The 17,646-nt window shown below is 36.3% G+C and carries 11 protein-coding genes; 10 read left to right on the top strand and 1 reads right to left on the bottom strand.

Going from position 1 to position 17,646, the window contains the following annotated elements:
• Positions 1–14 precede the first annotated feature (14 nt).
• The 6 genes from AAEU33_RS18915 to AAEU33_RS18890 all read left to right on the top strand — a co-directional run bounded on the left by AAEU33_RS18915 (position 15) and on the right by AAEU33_RS18890 (position 12,036).
• Positions 15–1,943, top strand: a complete 1,929-nt coding sequence (locus tag AAEU33_RS18915; protein ID WP_345989656.1) for a M1 family aminopeptidase — start codon at positions 15–17, stop codon at positions 1,941–1,943.
• Between the two features lie 240 nt (positions 1,944–2,183).
• Positions 2,184–3,809 (top strand): T9SS type A sorting domain-containing protein, encoded by a 1,626-nt coding sequence (locus AAEU33_RS18910; protein WP_345989654.1) that lies wholly within the window; start codon positions 2,184–2,186, stop codon positions 3,807–3,809.
• A 7-nt stretch (positions 3,810–3,816) separates the two neighbouring features.
• Positions 3,817–7,167, top strand: coding sequence for a hypothetical protein (locus tag AAEU33_RS18905; RefSeq protein ID WP_345989653.1), 3,351 nt, complete (start codon positions 3,817–3,819; stop codon positions 7,165–7,167).
• A gap of 6 nt (positions 7,168–7,173) precedes the next feature.
• Positions 7,174–10,614: a DUF6443 domain-containing protein gene (locus AAEU33_RS18900; protein ID WP_345989651.1), complete on the top strand. Its 3,441-nt coding sequence runs from the start codon at positions 7,174–7,176 to the stop codon at positions 10,612–10,614.
• A 4-nt stretch (positions 10,615–10,618) separates the two neighbouring features.
• Positions 10,619–11,020, top strand: coding sequence for a hypothetical protein (locus AAEU33_RS18895; RefSeq protein ID WP_345989650.1), 402 nt, complete (start codon positions 10,619–10,621; stop codon positions 11,018–11,020).
• Between the two features lie 440 nt (positions 11,021–11,460).
• Complete coding sequence (locus tag AAEU33_RS18890) at positions 11,461–12,036, top strand: dihydrofolate reductase family protein (RefSeq protein WP_345989648.1); 576 nt, start codon at positions 11,461–11,463, stop codon at positions 12,034–12,036.
• Between the two features lie 172 nt (positions 12,037–12,208).
• Here the strand turns inward: AAEU33_RS18890 and AAEU33_RS18885 are convergent, their stop codons facing one another.
• On the bottom strand, positions 12,209–13,015 hold the full coding sequence (locus AAEU33_RS18885; protein ID WP_306611445.1) for a cupin-like domain-containing protein: 807 nt from the start codon (positions 13,013–13,015) through the stop codon (positions 12,209–12,211).
• Between the two features lie 223 nt (positions 13,016–13,238).
• On the opposite strand from AAEU33_RS18885, the gene kbl reads away from it, so the two are divergent.
• The 4 genes from kbl (at position 13,239) to gldG (ending at position 17,588) form a co-directional block, all read left to right on the top strand.
• Complete coding sequence (gene kbl / locus AAEU33_RS18880; RefSeq protein ID WP_172277525.1) at positions 13,239–14,435, top strand: glycine C-acetyltransferase; 1,197 nt, start codon at positions 13,239–13,241, stop codon at positions 14,433–14,435.
• A 141-nt stretch (positions 14,436–14,576) separates the two neighbouring features.
• Positions 14,577–15,131: a CopD family protein gene (locus AAEU33_RS18875; protein ID WP_345989646.1), complete on the top strand. Its 555-nt coding sequence runs from the start codon at positions 14,577–14,579 to the stop codon at positions 15,129–15,131.
• Between the two features lie 56 nt (positions 15,132–15,187).
• Positions 15,188–15,916, top strand: coding sequence for an ABC transporter permease (locus AAEU33_RS18870; RefSeq protein ID WP_172277531.1), 729 nt, complete (start codon positions 15,188–15,190; stop codon positions 15,914–15,916).
• A 4-nt stretch (positions 15,917–15,920) separates the two neighbouring features.
• Entirely contained in the window at positions 15,921–17,588 is a 1,668-nt protein-coding gene (gldG, locus tag AAEU33_RS18865) for a gliding motility-associated ABC transporter substrate-binding protein GldG (RefSeq protein ID WP_172277534.1), read from the top strand.
• Positions 17,589–17,646 lie beyond the last annotated feature (58 nt).

Here is a 17,646-nt window from a genome sequence, read left to right as displayed (position 1 = left end):
TTATAAAAATAAAAATGAAAAAACTTTATCTTGTAGTTTTATGCATTATTTCATTTGGATCATTGCATAGTCAGAATCAAAATGTTGAAATGAAGGGATTAATAGTAAAAGAGATGAAAACTTTTGCCCAAAAGATGACGGCACCCAACATCAATCCCCATACATTAAACTATGATCTCCAATACCAGAGGATGGATGTAAGCCTGGATCCTGCAGTTTACAATATCTCCGGTTCGGTAACATCACATTTTAAGCCCAATCAAAGCATGAGCAGTATCTATTTTGATTTGGCCAATACCTTAACGGTTTCACAAGTGAAATACCATGGAAATAATTTGACCTTTCAGCAATTATCCACGAAAGAGGTAAAAATTGACTTCCCTTCCTCCCTTCCTGCGAATGTGCTTGATTCATTAACAATACAGTATGCAGGCCCACCGGATACGGCAAATAGTGCGTTTTCCACCGGTTCCCAAAACGGGGAGCTTATTCTCTCAACCCTTAGTGAACCTTATGGCGCGCAGGATTGGTTTCCGACAAAACAAAGTTTAAATGATAAAATTGACCGTTTTGATTTTAAAATTACAACACCAAATCAGTATAACGTAGCTGCCAATGGTAAGCTGATGTCTGAGACAGCACTTCCGAATAATAAAAAGCTGACATTCTGGAGAACAATGTACCCAACCAGTGCATATTTAGTAGCCCTTGCTATCACTAATTTTGTTAAGCTTAATGATACTATGGGAAATCCACCTTTCCCTTTTGTAAATTATGTATATCCTACAACTGTAAATAATACGGCAGTAATGTCCAATATAGAATGGACCAAACAGATCATGAACACTTTTGAAACTTATTTCGGTCTTTATCCTTTCCGTAATGAGAAGTATGGACATATGGAGTTTCAATACGGAGGTGTGTGTATGGAGCATCAGACGATGTCTTCAATGAGTTCCTGGGGAAAAAGTGTAATAGCTCATGAGCTGGCTCACCAATGGTTTGGGGATAAAGTAACCTGTGGTTCGTGGAATGATATCTGGCTGAATGAAGGATTTGCCACATTCGGGGAGCACCTTGCCAATGAAAAGTTACTGATGACCCAACCTGAATTTATGAATTACTTATCAGGTCAGAAAGATTATATTACCAGTTCTCCAGGAGGAAGTACTTATGTTGCTGATGCGAACCTGGGGAATCAGGGGGCTATTTTCAGTGGAAGATTATCTTATGCGAAAGGAGGCTATATTCTGAGAATGCTTAAATGGATCTTAGGAGATGCTGCTTTTTATCAGGCAATTCAGGAATATCATTCCAGACCCAACTTAGCCTACAGCTACGCAAAAACAGCAGATCTTACGGCTTCTTTACTGCAATCTACCGGTAAGGATTTTTCGGGATTTTTCAGTGATTGGGTGTATGGTGAAGGGTATCCTACCTATGATATCAGATGGAGGGAGTCTTCTAATCAAACCATTACGATTAAAGTTAGCCAGACTCAAAGTAATTCTTCCGTAAGCTTTTATGAAATGCCTCTTCCGATAAAGGTAAACGGAACAGCAGGACAGGTCGCTTATCTTACTTTAAACAATACCTCAAATAATCAATATTTTGTAGAACCGGTACCGTTCCCGATTGCCAATGTTCAGTTCAATTATGAATACCAGATTTTGGAAAGAAATTCTACTGTAGCAAAAGATAATAGCCTTAGCGTTGAAAATATTGAGAAAGATCAGTTTGCCCTATATCCAAATCCTGCTAAAAATGAACTTTATCTGAAGGGAATAGAAAAATCGGCAGAGTTTGTCATCTATTCCATAGACGGTAAGTTGGTAAGATCCGGAAAATATCAACCCGGAAAGTCTATCCATATTGCTGAGCTTATTCCCGGAGTATATATCTTTAAAATCGATGATAGAAATGTGAAATTTGTGAAAGAGTAATTTTATATATCATCATTATCAAGGAACCGGTTTATTCTAAAATACATGGAATAAACCGGTTTTTATGTGGAATCAGATTATAAACTTTTTTAAGCGACGAGTTTTGTCGCAGCTCAAAGCTAACTTTGTACAAATGAAAAAGATGAAGTCAAAAATTTTCGATAAGTCTTTTCGTTGTGAGATAAAAAAGATTACTTTTGCGGCAATTATAAAAATGAATTTAACAATTAAACACAAGGCATGAAAAAACTCTACTTCAGTGTACTTTCTACGTGCATTATTTCCGGGCTATCGGCCCAGGAAGTGGTTTGGCAAAAAGATATCAAATCTTCTACCCAGGATTTCCTGAGCCAGGTAACCACAACAATCGATCAGCAGTATCTGATAACAGGAAGTGTCATACAGGCTGGAAACCAGAAGAAAGATGCAGGAAGCACCCAGCAAAATAATGGTTACGACTTTCATTTGGTGAAGCTGAACCAGCAAGGAGATCAGGTTTGGGAGAAATATTTCGCAGGAAACAATCATGATTATTTGTCGTCTACCGTAGCTACCCAGGAAGGAGGCTTTCTAGTTTCAGGAACCTCATATTCCGGAAAGGGAATAGATAAAAAAGATGACTCGAAAGGAGGATCAGATATCTGGCTCATCAGGATTAATGAATTTGGAGATGAATTGTGGCAGAAGACTTTAGGAACAAGTGCTGATGAAGAAGCCAGAGCGGTTATCCAAACCACAGATTTAGGATTTGTTGTAGCCGGAAATGTTCAGAATGCATCCAAAGGTTATGGTTCAAAAGATATCCTGATTATCAGACTCGATAAAAACGGAAAAGAACTCTCACAACTTATTTTAGGAGGAAGAGGATTAGACGAAGTGGAGAAGATGATCCCCACAAGAGACGGAGGAGCACTTCTGGGAATCTATTCAAGGAGTTCCGAGTTTCGTGTTTCCGATTCCGGGAATCAAAACTCAGCTACAGGAACCTCAGATTCCGTATCCCGCTATGCAAAAACCACTGAAAACTTTGGTGAAGGAGATTACTGGATTGTAAAACTAAACAAAGAGGGAAAGGTAGAATGGGAAAAAAACCTGGGAGGAAAAGGAGATGACCATCTAAGAACACTGGCTTTAACCTCAAACGGTTATATCATCGGAGGAGAATCCAGAAGTGAGAGATCCGGAAACAAGACAGTAGGAATAGAAGAAGGAACAGATTTATGGTTGGTTTCTTTAAATGAAAGAGGAGATGAACAGTGGCAGAAATCCTACAACTTCAAAAACAGGGATGTTTTGATGGGTATGAGTGTGATACAGAGCCAGGAATCAAGAACCAGGAATCAAGAGGTTACTAAAGGAATTTTATTGGGTGGCTATACTCAGGCAGAAGGAAGAATAGAAACAGATGATGAAACATTCTGGATGCTGTATCTGGATCATAATGGAAATGAACAGTGGAGAAAGCATGTAAAGGGAGAATCAAGAAAAAGGGAGGAGAGATTATCGGATATTAAGCTGAACAGAGATGGTTCCATCATTTTAGCAGGAACCAGTGCAGAGGAATTAGGGAAGGAGAACTGGAAGATTGTGAAGCTGGGAGATAAACAACTGGATCAGCTAATTGAGAAACAAGATATCAAGATCTATCCGAATCCGGTATCAGATTATGCTTATGTTGAAATAGGTTTTGATTTCAGGGAAGCGGATATTACTTTGTATGATATGGGAGGAAGACAGCTTCAAAGTTTGAAAACCAAGAATAAGGTTACGAAGATTAATACACAGCCGTTGATACAAGGTGCTTACCTGGTGGTGATCAAGACGGATACTAATAAAACAGCTAATGCTAAACTGATTAAGAAATAAATTAAGGATGAAAAGACAAATTATACTTTTAGGAATATTGTTATTTGTAAGCTGTAAGATTGATGCCCAGTATATTCCTAAAATACTACCACCATCTCCAAATGCTGTGTCGATTGCAAAATTTGTAGAAAGTCCTGTTTCTTATTACAGAGGTTCGGCTAATATAAATATTCCATTAATTAGTGTTGATACTGGAGATATTCCTTTGAATGTATCCATACAATATGATACCAAAGGAATTCGTGTTGGTGAAGTAGCTTCTTCTATTGGGACTGGTTGGAGTTTAAATGCTGGTGGTTTAATAACCAGACAAGTAAGACAACGTCCGGATGAATATACAAGAGGTTATCTGACTTATTCATATAATTCTACTTTTGAGGATAATGCTACACTACGTCAACAATTAGCTAATGAAAATGCAAGTAATGGAGATTCGGATACGCCAGTTGATGAAGATCCCGATTTATTTTTCATCAATTTTTTAGGGAGGTCTGCAAAGTTTATTATTGATAATGTTACTAAAAAAGCGGTTGTTCAAAGTTTTGATGATTGGAAAATCGATATAGATTATGAAGATGCGGGTGCTGGAAATTTTAGAATTAACAGAATTATAATCACAGACGAATCAGGAAATAAATATTATTTTGGAAAAGACTCTGCAGGAACGACCTCTGCATATGATATAGTAACTTCTGTGAGTTCAGGAATAATTACAGATACTCCTAAAAATGAGGAAAATGGGTATAAAACTGCTTGGCACTTAAAAGAAATTAAAACACAAAAAGATACTTATATATTTAATTATACTTCCGAACAAGTTGCTACATATTCAAAATCAGATCTAAATAAAGGTGATAATATTGGTTCTATTTCATTAAGTAAGATAACAACAAGTCAACAAATTCTTCAGGGTATTTCTTTTCCTAAAGGAACAATAGAATTCATATTTAACCAGTCAGAGCGTGAAGATTTAAATGGGAGTAAAGCTTTGATAGGCGTCACGTTAAAGGATAAAATAGGAGCGCAGATAAAAAAAGTGTCTTTTGTTCAAAACTACCGTTTAGGAAATGGAGATAATAACAATATTCATCCTGTAGTGCTTAGTAAAGATCCGAAATCGGATAAGCGACTATTTTTAAGTCAAATCAACGAAATTGGCAAAGATGAAAGTATAATTTCAACCTATAAACTGGAATATAATCCCAATGAACTTCCCAACCGGCACTCTACATCAATTGATTATTGGGGCTATTTTAATGGCAAACCCAATAAAATGAACATTTTCACTGATGCTTCGGATAGAGATGTTTATGGTAATTTTGCTGAGGCAGGAATCTTAACTAAAATTATATATCCTACTGGTGGAAGTGAGAACTTTTATTATGAAGATAATCAAGTTTTGGTTCCAAATTATTTTTCACTTTTCATGTTGGCAAATCCTTCTGGAATTGTATATGATGAAAAATCAACAGCTATTGCTAAGACTTCAAACAATTTTGTATTAAATAGTGGCAGTTCAACACTTGGTAAGTATATAAAAGAATTTCAAATTACCTCAATTTATGGAAATAAACTTTCTTTCAATGCTATGTTGGGAGTCGGATGTACATCTGTAGAGACCACAGACTGCAAAACAAAGGTAAGGCTTCATCGATTCAATCCAACTACTGGTGCCATATTAGCCACATATATTATTACTCAAGGAAATAATGTTGATATCATAAACCCTCCTATTGAGAATGGAAATTATCGTTTAGAAGTATCTAATCCAAGTTTTACACTAATTGACTCTGAGAATTTTGAAACTAATCCATTTTCAGTTGTGGTCCGTTGGAGAGAGCAAAAAACCAATATTCCCATTAATAGCTTTATTGGAGGGGGACGAAGAATTTCAAGAATTGAAGCTAACGAAAATGGTAAAATTACGAAAAGAAAGTTTACTTATACTTTGGATGATGGAACAACTTCAGGAAAATTGCTAGGTATTCCTGATTATATGTGTATCATAAAAAAATATGGTAGTATTCCTTTGGTGGCAGGACAGTTATCAAACAGGATACAACCAATGTCGAGTTTTAATAATGCAGGGCAAGTGGGTTATTCTCAAGTAATTGAATCTTTTTTATCAGCTGATGATTCCCTATTATGGAATAAAAAGTACACCTTTTCCAATTATTCTGATGGGGGAGAATATTACAGATTCCCATACCATCTTCCTGATGATATGGATTGGGCAAGAGGCTTAAACTTAAAAACGATAAATTACGATTCTGCAGGGAAAATAGTGGAGACATTAGAAAATAAATATAATTTTTCAGGAGAAGAATTTTCTCCATACAGGTTTTTTAAAAAATATGATGGTACATTAGGCACAAATGCTCCACCTACTGAGTTGAGTCCGGCACCTCCTAATCAAGCTCCTTCTAGCTATATTGTATCACATAATATAAAAAGTGTCCCAATGTATAAATGGGGAAAGTATCTTAATGATTCAAATACTCTAATTTCTAGTGATATTTACAGAACGGCTTTTTTCCATAGTGGAATGATTAGAAATTATCAGAAAATAAAGACTGAATATGTTAATGGAACTCCTATTCAAGTTACGTATGTAAATACTGTACAAAATAGTGATAATCATCACCAAGTAACATCTCAAAAAACAATTTATCCGGATCAATCTGTTCAACAAACTAGCTATCAATACGCTCACGAAAAAGCAAACCAAAAGCTTATTGATGCTAATATGATTGGAATTCCTTTAGAGACTACAGTTGTTCAAAAACAAAATGATAACGATGCAGGAAAAACTATTTCAAGATCAGAAACGAAGTATGATGATCCATCTCATCTTTTTCCAACCTCGGTATTATCATATGACATCCAAAGCAATACTCCATCCACAGAAGTTACTTATAATAATTATGACGCTAAGGGAAATATCCTGCAATACACCACCAAAGACGAAATTCCAACAGTAATCATTTGGGGGTATAATCAAACCCAGCCTATCGCCAAAATTGAAGGAGCTAAACTGTCTGATATTACTCAATCTTTAATAACCAGCATCGTGAATGCATCTAATGATGATAATACTGCTCCACAAGGAACAACTCCAGAGCAAACTGAACAGAGCTTAATCTTAGCCTTAGATACCTTTAGAAAAAACTCTACTTTGAGTGGATATCAGATTACAACCTATACTTACGATCCTTTGATCGGAGTAACCAGTATTACTCCTCCATCAGGGATTAGAGAGGTATATATTTATGATACTGCTAACAGATTAAAGGAAATAAGACAGGATTCTAAAACAGGTAAGTTGGTGAAAGAATTCAAGTACAACTATAAAAATTAACACACGATGAAGAAAATAATAATTCCAATAGGAGCTTTGCTAATAACGGGCATGGTTCATGCACAACTTTCTCCAACGGAAAACTATGTATACTCAAAGACCATTCTTGATTATGATGCCAATAATCAACCGAGTAAAACCTCAGAAACGGTTCAGTATTTTGATGGTCTTGGAAGACCCAAGCAGGTTGTGAATATAAAAGCATCGCCAACAGGAAAAGATGTAGTTACTCCTATTGAATACGATGGATTTGGGAGACAGGTAAAAGATTATTTACCTATTCCCCAGGGACAGACCTTAAACGGAGGTATTATTTCAAATCCTTTAGCCAATGTAATAAATACTCCTTACGGGCAGGAGAAGATATATGCTGAGAAGACATTGGAAAACTCTCCTTTGGATAGGCTATTAGAACAAAAACAAGTAGGGACAGCCTGGAATGATAAACCTGTAAGGTTTGAGTACGGTGTTAATACCGGGACAGAAGTTAAAAAATATGTAACGGTAACCGGATGGGCCAGTGAAACCACGTCTTCTGCCATCAGCCAGTCCATGAACTATGGCGCAAATCAATTGTATAAAAACACAATCACAGATGAAGATGGCAATAAGACCATTGAATTCAAGAATGGAAAAGGTCAGACTATTCTGGTAAGAAAAGTTATTAGCCCTACTGAAAATGCAGATACTTATTATGTTTATAACGAATTTGATCAGTTAGCTTTTGTCATTCCTCCTAAAGCGGCTGTGGTTGCTGATGTTAATACGGTGCTGGGAAGTCTTTGTTATATTTACCGGTATGATGGAAGAAACAGGCTTATTCTTAAGAAACTTCCGGGTAAAGATTATGAGTTTATGGTATATGATAAACAGGATCGACTGATCATGACCCAGGATGCTGTAATGGGAGCTAATAAACAGTGGCTTTTTACCAAGTATGATCAGTTTGGAAGAGTTGCTTATACAGGAATCTACACCTCCACAGAAACGTCCGGAACAATAGGGAGGGCTGCTGAGCAAGTAAAAGCCGATGCTGTGGGAAGTAACAACGTAACAAGAACTACTTCCGTAGGATTTACTGTGGGAGGCCGGGGAGCTTATTACACGAATAATGCTTCAAGTTATCCTAATACCGTTACCAGTCTTTTAAGTATCAACTATTATGATACTTATCCTGTATACAGCTTTAATCCAACATTTCCAACCCATATTTTAGGAACGCCTGTCATTACGGATAATTCCACATCAAATGCAGTGAGTACCAAAAGTCTTCCTGTGATGAGCCTGGTAAAAAATATAGAAGATGATAACTGGACCAGTAATTATACGTATTATGATGGCAAAGGAAGAGTGGTAGGAACTCATTCCGTTAATCACCTGGGAGGATATACCAAAACAGAAACTGAACTGGACTTTGCAGGCACAGTTAAACAGCTTGTAACAAGGCATAAAAGATTAGCCGCAGATACTGAAAAAGTTATTGTCGAGAATTTCACTTATGACCCGCAAAATAGGTTATTAACCCACACTCATCAGGTTAATGGTGGTGCTGTTGAATATCTGGCTCAAAACAAATACAATGAACTTTCCCAGTTAGAATCTAAAAAAGTAGGTGGAGTAAGTACTACAACTCCATTACAGCAGGTGGATTATAAATACAACATTAGAGGTTGGATGACTAAAATTAATGATCCTTCAAATCTCAATGGAAAACTTTTTGGGTATGAGCTGAGGTATAATAATCCAGTTAATACGTTATTTGCTATTTCAAGATACAATGGAAATATTGCAGAAGTAGACTGGAAAACTTCTGTAGATAGCGTATTAAGACGATATTCTTATTCCTATGATACTTTAAACAGACTTAATTACGGACATTATTCTGAACCTAATAGTACAGTACCACAGGAAAATCATTTTGGGGAATCTTCGGAATATGATTTAAACGGAAATATTACACGATTATACAGAAATACAAAAAACACAACCAATGGCCTAGCCATGCAGATAGATAATCTTACGTATTCATACACTGGAAACAGATTATCAAAAGTCGCAGAAGCTTCTCAGAATTCATCAGGGTATCCTTATTTTGCAACTCCAAATGAAATTACTTATGATAATAATGGAAATATGACAAGTCATAAAGATAAGGACATTACCAAGATTGGATATAATTATCTGAACTTACCCAATAGTATAACAAACGGAATCGGTAAATTCAGTACAACAAATAGTTATCTTTATCGAGCAGATGGAGTGAAACTTAAAAAGAGTTTGTCAGGGAGTTTGGTAATAGGAATAAACCAAACAGAATATTTAGATGGCTTTCAATATAACTTAGTAAACGGAGAAATATGTACTGGCTGTACTCCTCCTAGTCCCATACTACAGTTTATTCCCACTTCAGAAGGTTATTATGATTTTGTAAAAAATAAGTACATTTACAATTATACAGATCACTTAGGAAATGTAAGGTTGAGTTATCAGAAGGGTACAACAGGGATAGAGATTATTGAAGAAAACAATTATTATCCGTTTGGATTGAAACATGAAGGATATAATGGTTTAGCTGGAAATCCAGCGTATCAATACAAATATAATGGCAAAGAATTACAGACTGAAACTGGAATGTATGATTATGGAGCAAGGATGTATATGCCAGACTTGGGAAGATGGGGAGTAGTAGATCCGTTGGCGGAAAAGATGACAAGATATTCACCTTATAATTATGCTTTTAATAATCCTACAAGATTCATAGACCCTGATGGGCGGCAGAATTATGATGTTATTATTACGGGAGGGGCAAAGGATGCTGCATTGCAGGAATTGCAAAAATCTGTTTCTTCGGAACTTGTCCTTAAAATGGATAGTAATGGAAAAGTTAGCTACACACAAAATGATCCTAAAGCAAAGCTATCCACAGATGCTCAACAGTTGGTTAATGCAATTGATGATCATTCGGTAAATGTAAATGTTAGTGCAGAAAATACGAATATAACAAAATCAGGAAATTTATATGTAGGAGGTACTTTTTCAGGTAACAAAACAAGCTATTTACTTAATGGAGATGGTAGTGCTTTAAATGCTATAACAAATGCTTATCAGGAAGTTAATCCTAAAGTATTAGGTGCTATGAGTGATTATTTTAATAAACCTGGTGCAGATATGCTACATGAAGTAACGGAATCATATCAAGGAGCTGTAATTTCCCGAAGACTTGGAAAAGATTCTGGTTTTGCGTCGCAAGCGGAAAATGATAATCTTTTCAGTGTATATAACGCCGCTCATAATAATGCTACTCCACAGACGGATGGTTATGATGTGAGATATTTTGATAAAAATGGAAAACCTTCTAGCGTTTTATACAAAAGTGGTAGAGCTGAATTTTTCGTAACTGATCCAAATGGTGTTGAAAAGCCTAAAGTTGTTCAAACCTATCCTTAAATTTATGAAAAAGATAATATTTGTTGTAGTAGTATCATTCGTTTTATACGCTTGTGGCGTAAAACCACAATCTACTGCGAGTTATAATTATAGAATTACTAAAATTGATTCTATTGAAAATACGTATTTAGTATATGCGGAAAAGGTAGATATTAATATAAAAAATACTGCCATAATAAAAATAGCATCAGCAAAGGCTAAAACAAATTGTGACAGAAAAAATCTCATTACTGTTGATAAGAATTATAAATTAAAACCTATTTCTTTATATCCTAAAAATTTAGTATCACATAATCTTAGAGGTATCACATACAATGGTACATTAGTTCCTTTTGATAGAGACTACAATATTAAAAAAGATTTATTTATAACAGAGAATTTGAAAGGTCTTTGTTACAAAAAATAACAGCAAACTCTCACAAAAGTGAGAGTTTGTTAAATACAATTTTTCTTAGTTTTATTATCTCTGATGATGTGATCAATGTAGTGAAGGGTATATTGTCTTTCATCTTCCGAGAGGCTTTCTAATTCCTCGAGACGCCTGACCATCTCCTTATAATTAAGCTGTATTTAATCTTCGGTTGCGTAACCATCACAATAGATGGTTTTACTTCCCGCGCTTATATCTACCAATGACAGCACCGTTAACACCTCCCAGCTTAGCTATGCCTTCCTGCGACATCTTTTTATTCTACCTCTTTAAGATGCTTAGCAAAATCTATGTTACTTCTAAAAACTAATTTTATTACGTCTTAAAAATGGCAACTCTCTTACTTTAGAAAAAGACTAAATTTGTAATACGTTGAAAAACAACTTACACTAACACAATCACCAAAAACAATTACTATGAGAAAATTAAAATTACAGATGCAGATGACAATCGATGGTTTTGTTGCCGGGCCGGAGGGCGAGCAGGATTGGGTATGGTTAAGCCCGCCGGATGAGGTAGGTTTTCAGAAAATCGTTGATCTTGCTGAGAGCAGTGACACACTTTTACTGGGAAGAAAAATGACACGACCATTCATTGATCACTGGGAAAATGTGGCAGATAATATGCCTGATCATCCTACCAACCATTTAGCAAAACTGATCGTTGATATGCGTAAAATTGCTTTTAGCCGGACAGAAAACAATATAGCCGGCAGAAATCTGGAAGTAAATAATAATGATCTTATAACTTCAGTAGAAGCTCTTAAAAAGGAGGAGGGAAAAGATATCCTTGTGTATGGTGGTGCTGATTTTGTAAGCTCGCTGATCGATCAGGATCTTGTTGATGAATATTATATTGTTGTGAATCCGGTAGCGATCGGAAAAGGACTTCCTATTTTTAATGGCCGGAAAGTCTTACAACTGGAAAGTTCTCTTGCCCTTAAAAGTGGAAAAATATTTAATAAATATCTTCCGGTTAGGGAAAATCAATAATTTATTGAAAAATAGAAAAGTTGGATACGGAAATAATAAAACTGTCTCAAAAAAATTCAGATAATTATCTTTTCTCAACTTAAGCTTGACGGAAAATATCATAAAGACAAATATTTTATATCCTTCATCCTATATTCGCTCAAAATGATATTTTGAGACAGTCCTTTTTATGTTATTTCAGAATCCTTGCAACTGCTCTTTTTGCTTTCCTGTGGGCTTTCCTTACTTTAAAGTCGAACCATTTTTCTTTAAATAAATTTCGCATAGCATTATCAAAATGCCTGATCATGACCAGATTTTTAAATCCTCTCCATTTTTCGAGCCAGCTGGAAGGAAGAGCTCTGACAGAGACGGAATATCCTTCTGTTTCATATTGGATATAGTGCCACCATCCGGAAGGGATGTAAAGTGTTTCTCCGGGATGGATAACGGCTTCGTAACCTTTTAGATACTTTAAAGCAGGAAATTCTTGATAGTCGGGTTCCTTAATATTAGCTAAACTGTGAAAGTTATAAGGTAATTTGTACATCAGACTGGATTGTTCCCAGGGAAATAGCCATATCTTTTTAATGCCTTGAAACTGGGTGATGAAAACATGGGACATATCAATATCAACGTGGCTTCTGGTAATGGAGCCTTTACCACCAAAAAACATAAAGGGAAGCCACTTTAGAATTTTTCCATTGGTAACATCATTATAGTGGATATCACTTTTCATTTCAGGTTTTATAGTGAGCAGGTTAAAAAGAAAAAGCCTGTGTTCTGTTGGTTTTGTGCTGATCAGGTCCAGATATTCAGAAAAATGGCTCTGAGCGATAGGTTTACTCGCAACCCTATCCAAAGATTCAAGGTCACTGCCATAAATATTGACCTTATGATTACCTGCTATTTCTTTAAAATAATCATAGCTCCACTTTTTAAAAGCCGGGCTTTCTGGATCTGCAAAATCTTCGATTATAACCGGAAGACGAGGTTTCATGTAGAGATTCAGAAAATTTATTGATGGTATATTCCTAACTTTTTGTACAGATGATAACTTCATTTTTAGAATTTAAAGGACAAATATAAAATTATTATCCTACTAAATTAGTAGACTAATTGTTAAAATGAATGTTTCTGCTCAATTTTTTAGAATAAGAATCATAAAAGAGGATAGTTTACCGCCTTTTTACTAAATTAGCGCATCTAAAAAATTACTAAAAATGATCTCTGAAAAATATCTTCAAAATTTACAGAACGAGCTTAAAAATATTGAAAACGACGGGCTTTATAAGAGAGAAAGAATCATTACTTCCCAACAGAGTGCGGAAATAGAAGCTAACGGTAAAAAGTTGCTGAACTTCTGTGCTAATAATTATCTGGGACTTTCCAACAATCCTGAAGTGATGAAAGCATCCCAGGATATGATCGCTTCTCACGGATATGGAATGTCATCCGTTCGTTTTATCTGTGGAACCCAGGATATTCATAAGCAGCTGGAAGAGAAGATCGCTCAGTTTTTAGGATTGGAAGATACGATCTTGTATGCAGCATGTTTTGATGCTAACGGTGGTGTTTTTGAACCGCTTTTCACCGAGGAGGATGCTATTATTTCAGATGAACTGAACCACGCATCTATTATTGACGGGGTTCGTCTTTGTAAAGCGGCAAGATACCGTTATAAAAACAATAATATGGAGGATCTGGAAGCTCAACTGAAAGCAGCTTCTGAAAAAAATCACCGCTTTACGATCATTGTTACCGATGGGGTTTTCTCTATGGATGGTATTGTAGCTAACCTGAAGGGGGTATGTGATCTTGCGGATAAATATGGCGCCTTGGTAATGGTAGATGACTCTCACGCCACTGGTTTTATTGGAAAAACAGGTCGTGGAACACATGAAGCGAATGAAGTAATGGGTCGGGTAGATATTATCACTTCTACCTTAGGAAAGGCACTGGGTGGAGCTTTAGGAGGATTCACTTCGGGTAAAAAAGAGATTATCGATATGCTGAGACAACGTTCCCGCCCTTATCTGTTTTCCAATTCATTAGCTCCGGGTATTGTAGGTGCAGCATTGAAGGTGTTGGATATGATCTCTGCTGACACGTCACTTCGTGATCAGGTGATGGAAAATGCAGAATACTTCAGAAGAGAAATGAAAGCTAAAGGTTTCGATATTCCTGACGGAGATGCTGCGATCGTTCCGGTAATGCTTTATGATGCGCCATTGGCTCAGAAAATGGCAGAGAAACTTATGGACGAGGGAATTTACGTAATTGGTTTCTTCTATCCTGTAGTTCCTAAAGGAAAGGCAAGAATCAGGGTTCAGCTTTCTGCTGCCCACACCAGAGAACATCTGGATAAAGCTATTGCTGCTTTTGAAAAAGTGGGGAAAGAGCTTAGTGTGATCTCTTAAAAATATTAAAAAATAAAAATTGAAAACTTGGGATTGTTCGGCTGTTTTTGTGGCTGATGATCCCAAAGTTATTTCAAAGGTTGAAGTGAGAGACGGGAGTATGGTATCGTATTGTTTTATAAAAAATAGAAAGTTTTTAAAATGCTTTACACAATAATCAAAGCACTGCACATTATTTTTATGGTCAGTTATTTTGCAGGGATTTTTTACCTTGTCAGGATATTTGTTTACTATAAAGATACCGATGAATTCTCTGAAGAAAAGAAAAGTATCCTAAGAGAACAGTATACCTTCATGGCAAGAAGGCTTTGGAATATCATTACAGTTCCTGCAGGAGTGATCATGGCGGTTTGCGGACTGGTGATGATCTTTCTTAATACAGGATTGATGAAAATGCCTTGGTTTCATTTAAAACTAACATTTCTTGTCGGTCTGGCGATCTACCATTACTGGTGCTGGAAAAAAGTTCTTCAATTAAAAGCACTTCACGGAAATACATTACAGACAGCGAACATAAAACTGAGACAGGCGAATGAGATTGCCACATTCATTTTATTCCTCGTCGTTTTTACCGTTATTCTGAAATCTTCAGTAATTGAGTACTGGTGGCAATTAATTGTTGGATTTTTCGTTCTTGTATTTTTAATCATGATGACCGTGAAACTGGTCAATAAAAACAAAAAAAAGAAACAATAGAAAAAGGGTATCGTGTGTACATCAATATAATCCCTTTTACATTTTACTAAAAAACTATGATTGCAATTTTAAAAAAAGAACTTTGGAGTTACTTCGGGAACTGGAGTGCGTGGATCATTATCGCAGCTTTCAGTCTGATAGCGACTCTTTTTTTGTTTTTTTTCGACAACGACTCTAATATCTTTGAGATCGGAATGGCCTCATTACAAAGCTATTTTGTTTTGGTCCCATGGCTACTGATGTTCATTATTCCGGCGCTTTCCATGAAAACTTTTGCAGAGGAGCAGCAAACGGGAACTTTGTACTGGTTGTTTTCCCAGCCTTTAAAGATATCGGACCTTGTATTAGGGAAGTTTCTTTCCGTTTGGGTAGTCGGCATCTTATGCCTCATTCCTTCATTGATCTATCTGTATACCGTTTATGTTTTGGGAGTTCCTGCGGGGAATATTGACCTGGGAATGACCTTTGGGAGTTATATCGGATTGATCATGCTTATCGCTGCTTTTTCGGGTGTCGGGATTTTAGCGTCATCGTTGTCTCAGAATCAGATCATGGCTTATCTGTTAGGTGTTTTCATGTGTTTTATCATGTATTTCGGAATCGAGCAGTTAGCAAGCTATAAATTGTTGGGTGGAGCAGATTTTATCTTACAGAATATAGGTTTTTATCAGCATTTCCTTGGATTTACAAGAGGGTTGATCGATTTCAAAGATGTAGCCTATTTTGTTCTGATCATCGGTGTTTCATTAGTATTGTCCAATCATTTTATCAATAAAAAGAAGTAGAATTATGAAGAAGATACCTTTTAAATCTCCATTAGGGATTTTATTGTTTGTGATCCTGCCTTTAGTGATTATTCTTGCCGTTTCTGGGATCAGATTGGATTTAACGAAAGAAAAAAGATATACCCTTTCCGATAATACCATCAAAGTATTGGAATCGGTTAAAAAGCCTCTGACTGTTGAGGTATATCTGGAAGGAGATTTCCCGGCCAGCTTCAAACAATTGCAAAGTGAAACGAAGTTTATGCTGGAGGAATTCAGAAAGATCAATCCGAAAATTGATTTTAAATTTATTGATCCCATCAAAACCAAAATGTCCCAGGATACTTTGATGGCGATGGGAATGCAGCCTTCCGTTCTTCCGGATGTAAAAGACGGTAAAGTTTCCCAGATCGTATTATTCCCGTATGCGGTTCTTAAATACAATAAGGGCGGTGTTTCTATCCCGCTGGTGGTACAGCAGGCCAATATCAATGCCGATGAACAGCTGACGAAATCCATTGAAAATTTAGAATATAATCTTGTATCGAACATCAAGAATATTGCCACTGATAAGAGAAAGAAAATAGGAGTTTTGGTTAACCAGGATGAATTAAGTCCGGGAGAATTCCAGGGTTTTATGCATTTAGCATTAGAAAACTACGATGCCGGTCCTGTGATTCCTAAAAACCAGGTTGAGCTAACGGCTGCGGATGTTCCGTTGCTGAAACAAATGAGCGCTCTTGTTATTGCAAAGCCGAGAAAAGCATTTACAGATGGTGAAAAAGTGATCCTGGACCAGTATATTATGAACGGTGGAAAAACATTATGGATGATTGATGCCGTAAATGCCGAAATGGATACCTTAACCCGATCTAAAAAGGTAATGCCATTCCCAGTGGATATCAACATGACTGATTTCTTCTTCAATTATGGAATCAGGATCAATCCTGCTTTGGTTAAAGATGTAAAGAAATTTGCTTTGTTAAGGCTGGTAACGGGAGAGGTGAGTGGCAATCCGCAGTATACAAGTCTTCCATGGCCCTATTTCCCTTTGGGTATTGCTGAAAAGAACGACCCGATCACCAAGAATATCAATCCGGTAAAATTTGAATTTCCCACATCAATTGATACTTTAGGCAGAAAGAATATTAAAACCAAAGTTCTTTTTGAATCGAGTGAAAGGACTTTATTGAAACAGGTTCCGAATTATGTGGATCTGAAAGAAATTTCAAGCGTAGATAGTCTTGGGCAAATGGAAAAGCCAAGTACTCCGAAAATCTTTGCTGTAGCATTGGAAGGGAAATTTACTTCCGCTTATGCTTCGAGAATTGAAAGAAAATCCTATCCTGGTTTTAAAGGTCAGAGCCCGGAAAATAAAATGATCGTGATTGCAGATGGTGACGTAGGAAGAAATAAAGTGATCAAGGGAGAACCTTTGCCGTTAGGAGTAGATTTATTAACCAATGAACAATTTGGAAATGAACAGTTCCTGCGAAACGCTTTGGATTACCTTTTAGATGACAGCAACCTGATGGAATTAAGAAACAGGAATATCGAAGAAAGGCTATTGGACAGACAGAGAATTACAGAAGAAAAGACCAACTGGCAATGGTTTAATTTGCTGCTTCCGCTAGTCATTATTGGGTTACTCGGAGGATTGTTCTTCTGGTTGAGAAAAAGAAAATTCAATTAAACGATAATGAATTGAAAAAGAGAAACTTTACGGTTTCTCTTTTTTATTGATCAGAATA

The organism is Chryseobacterium sp. Chry.R1 (assembly GCF_039645525.1).
GTDB classification, from domain to species: Bacteria; Bacteroidota; Bacteroidia; order Flavobacteriales; family Weeksellaceae; genus Chryseobacterium; species Chryseobacterium proteolyticum.
This window is presented reverse-complemented; position numbering and strand designations above follow the sequence as displayed.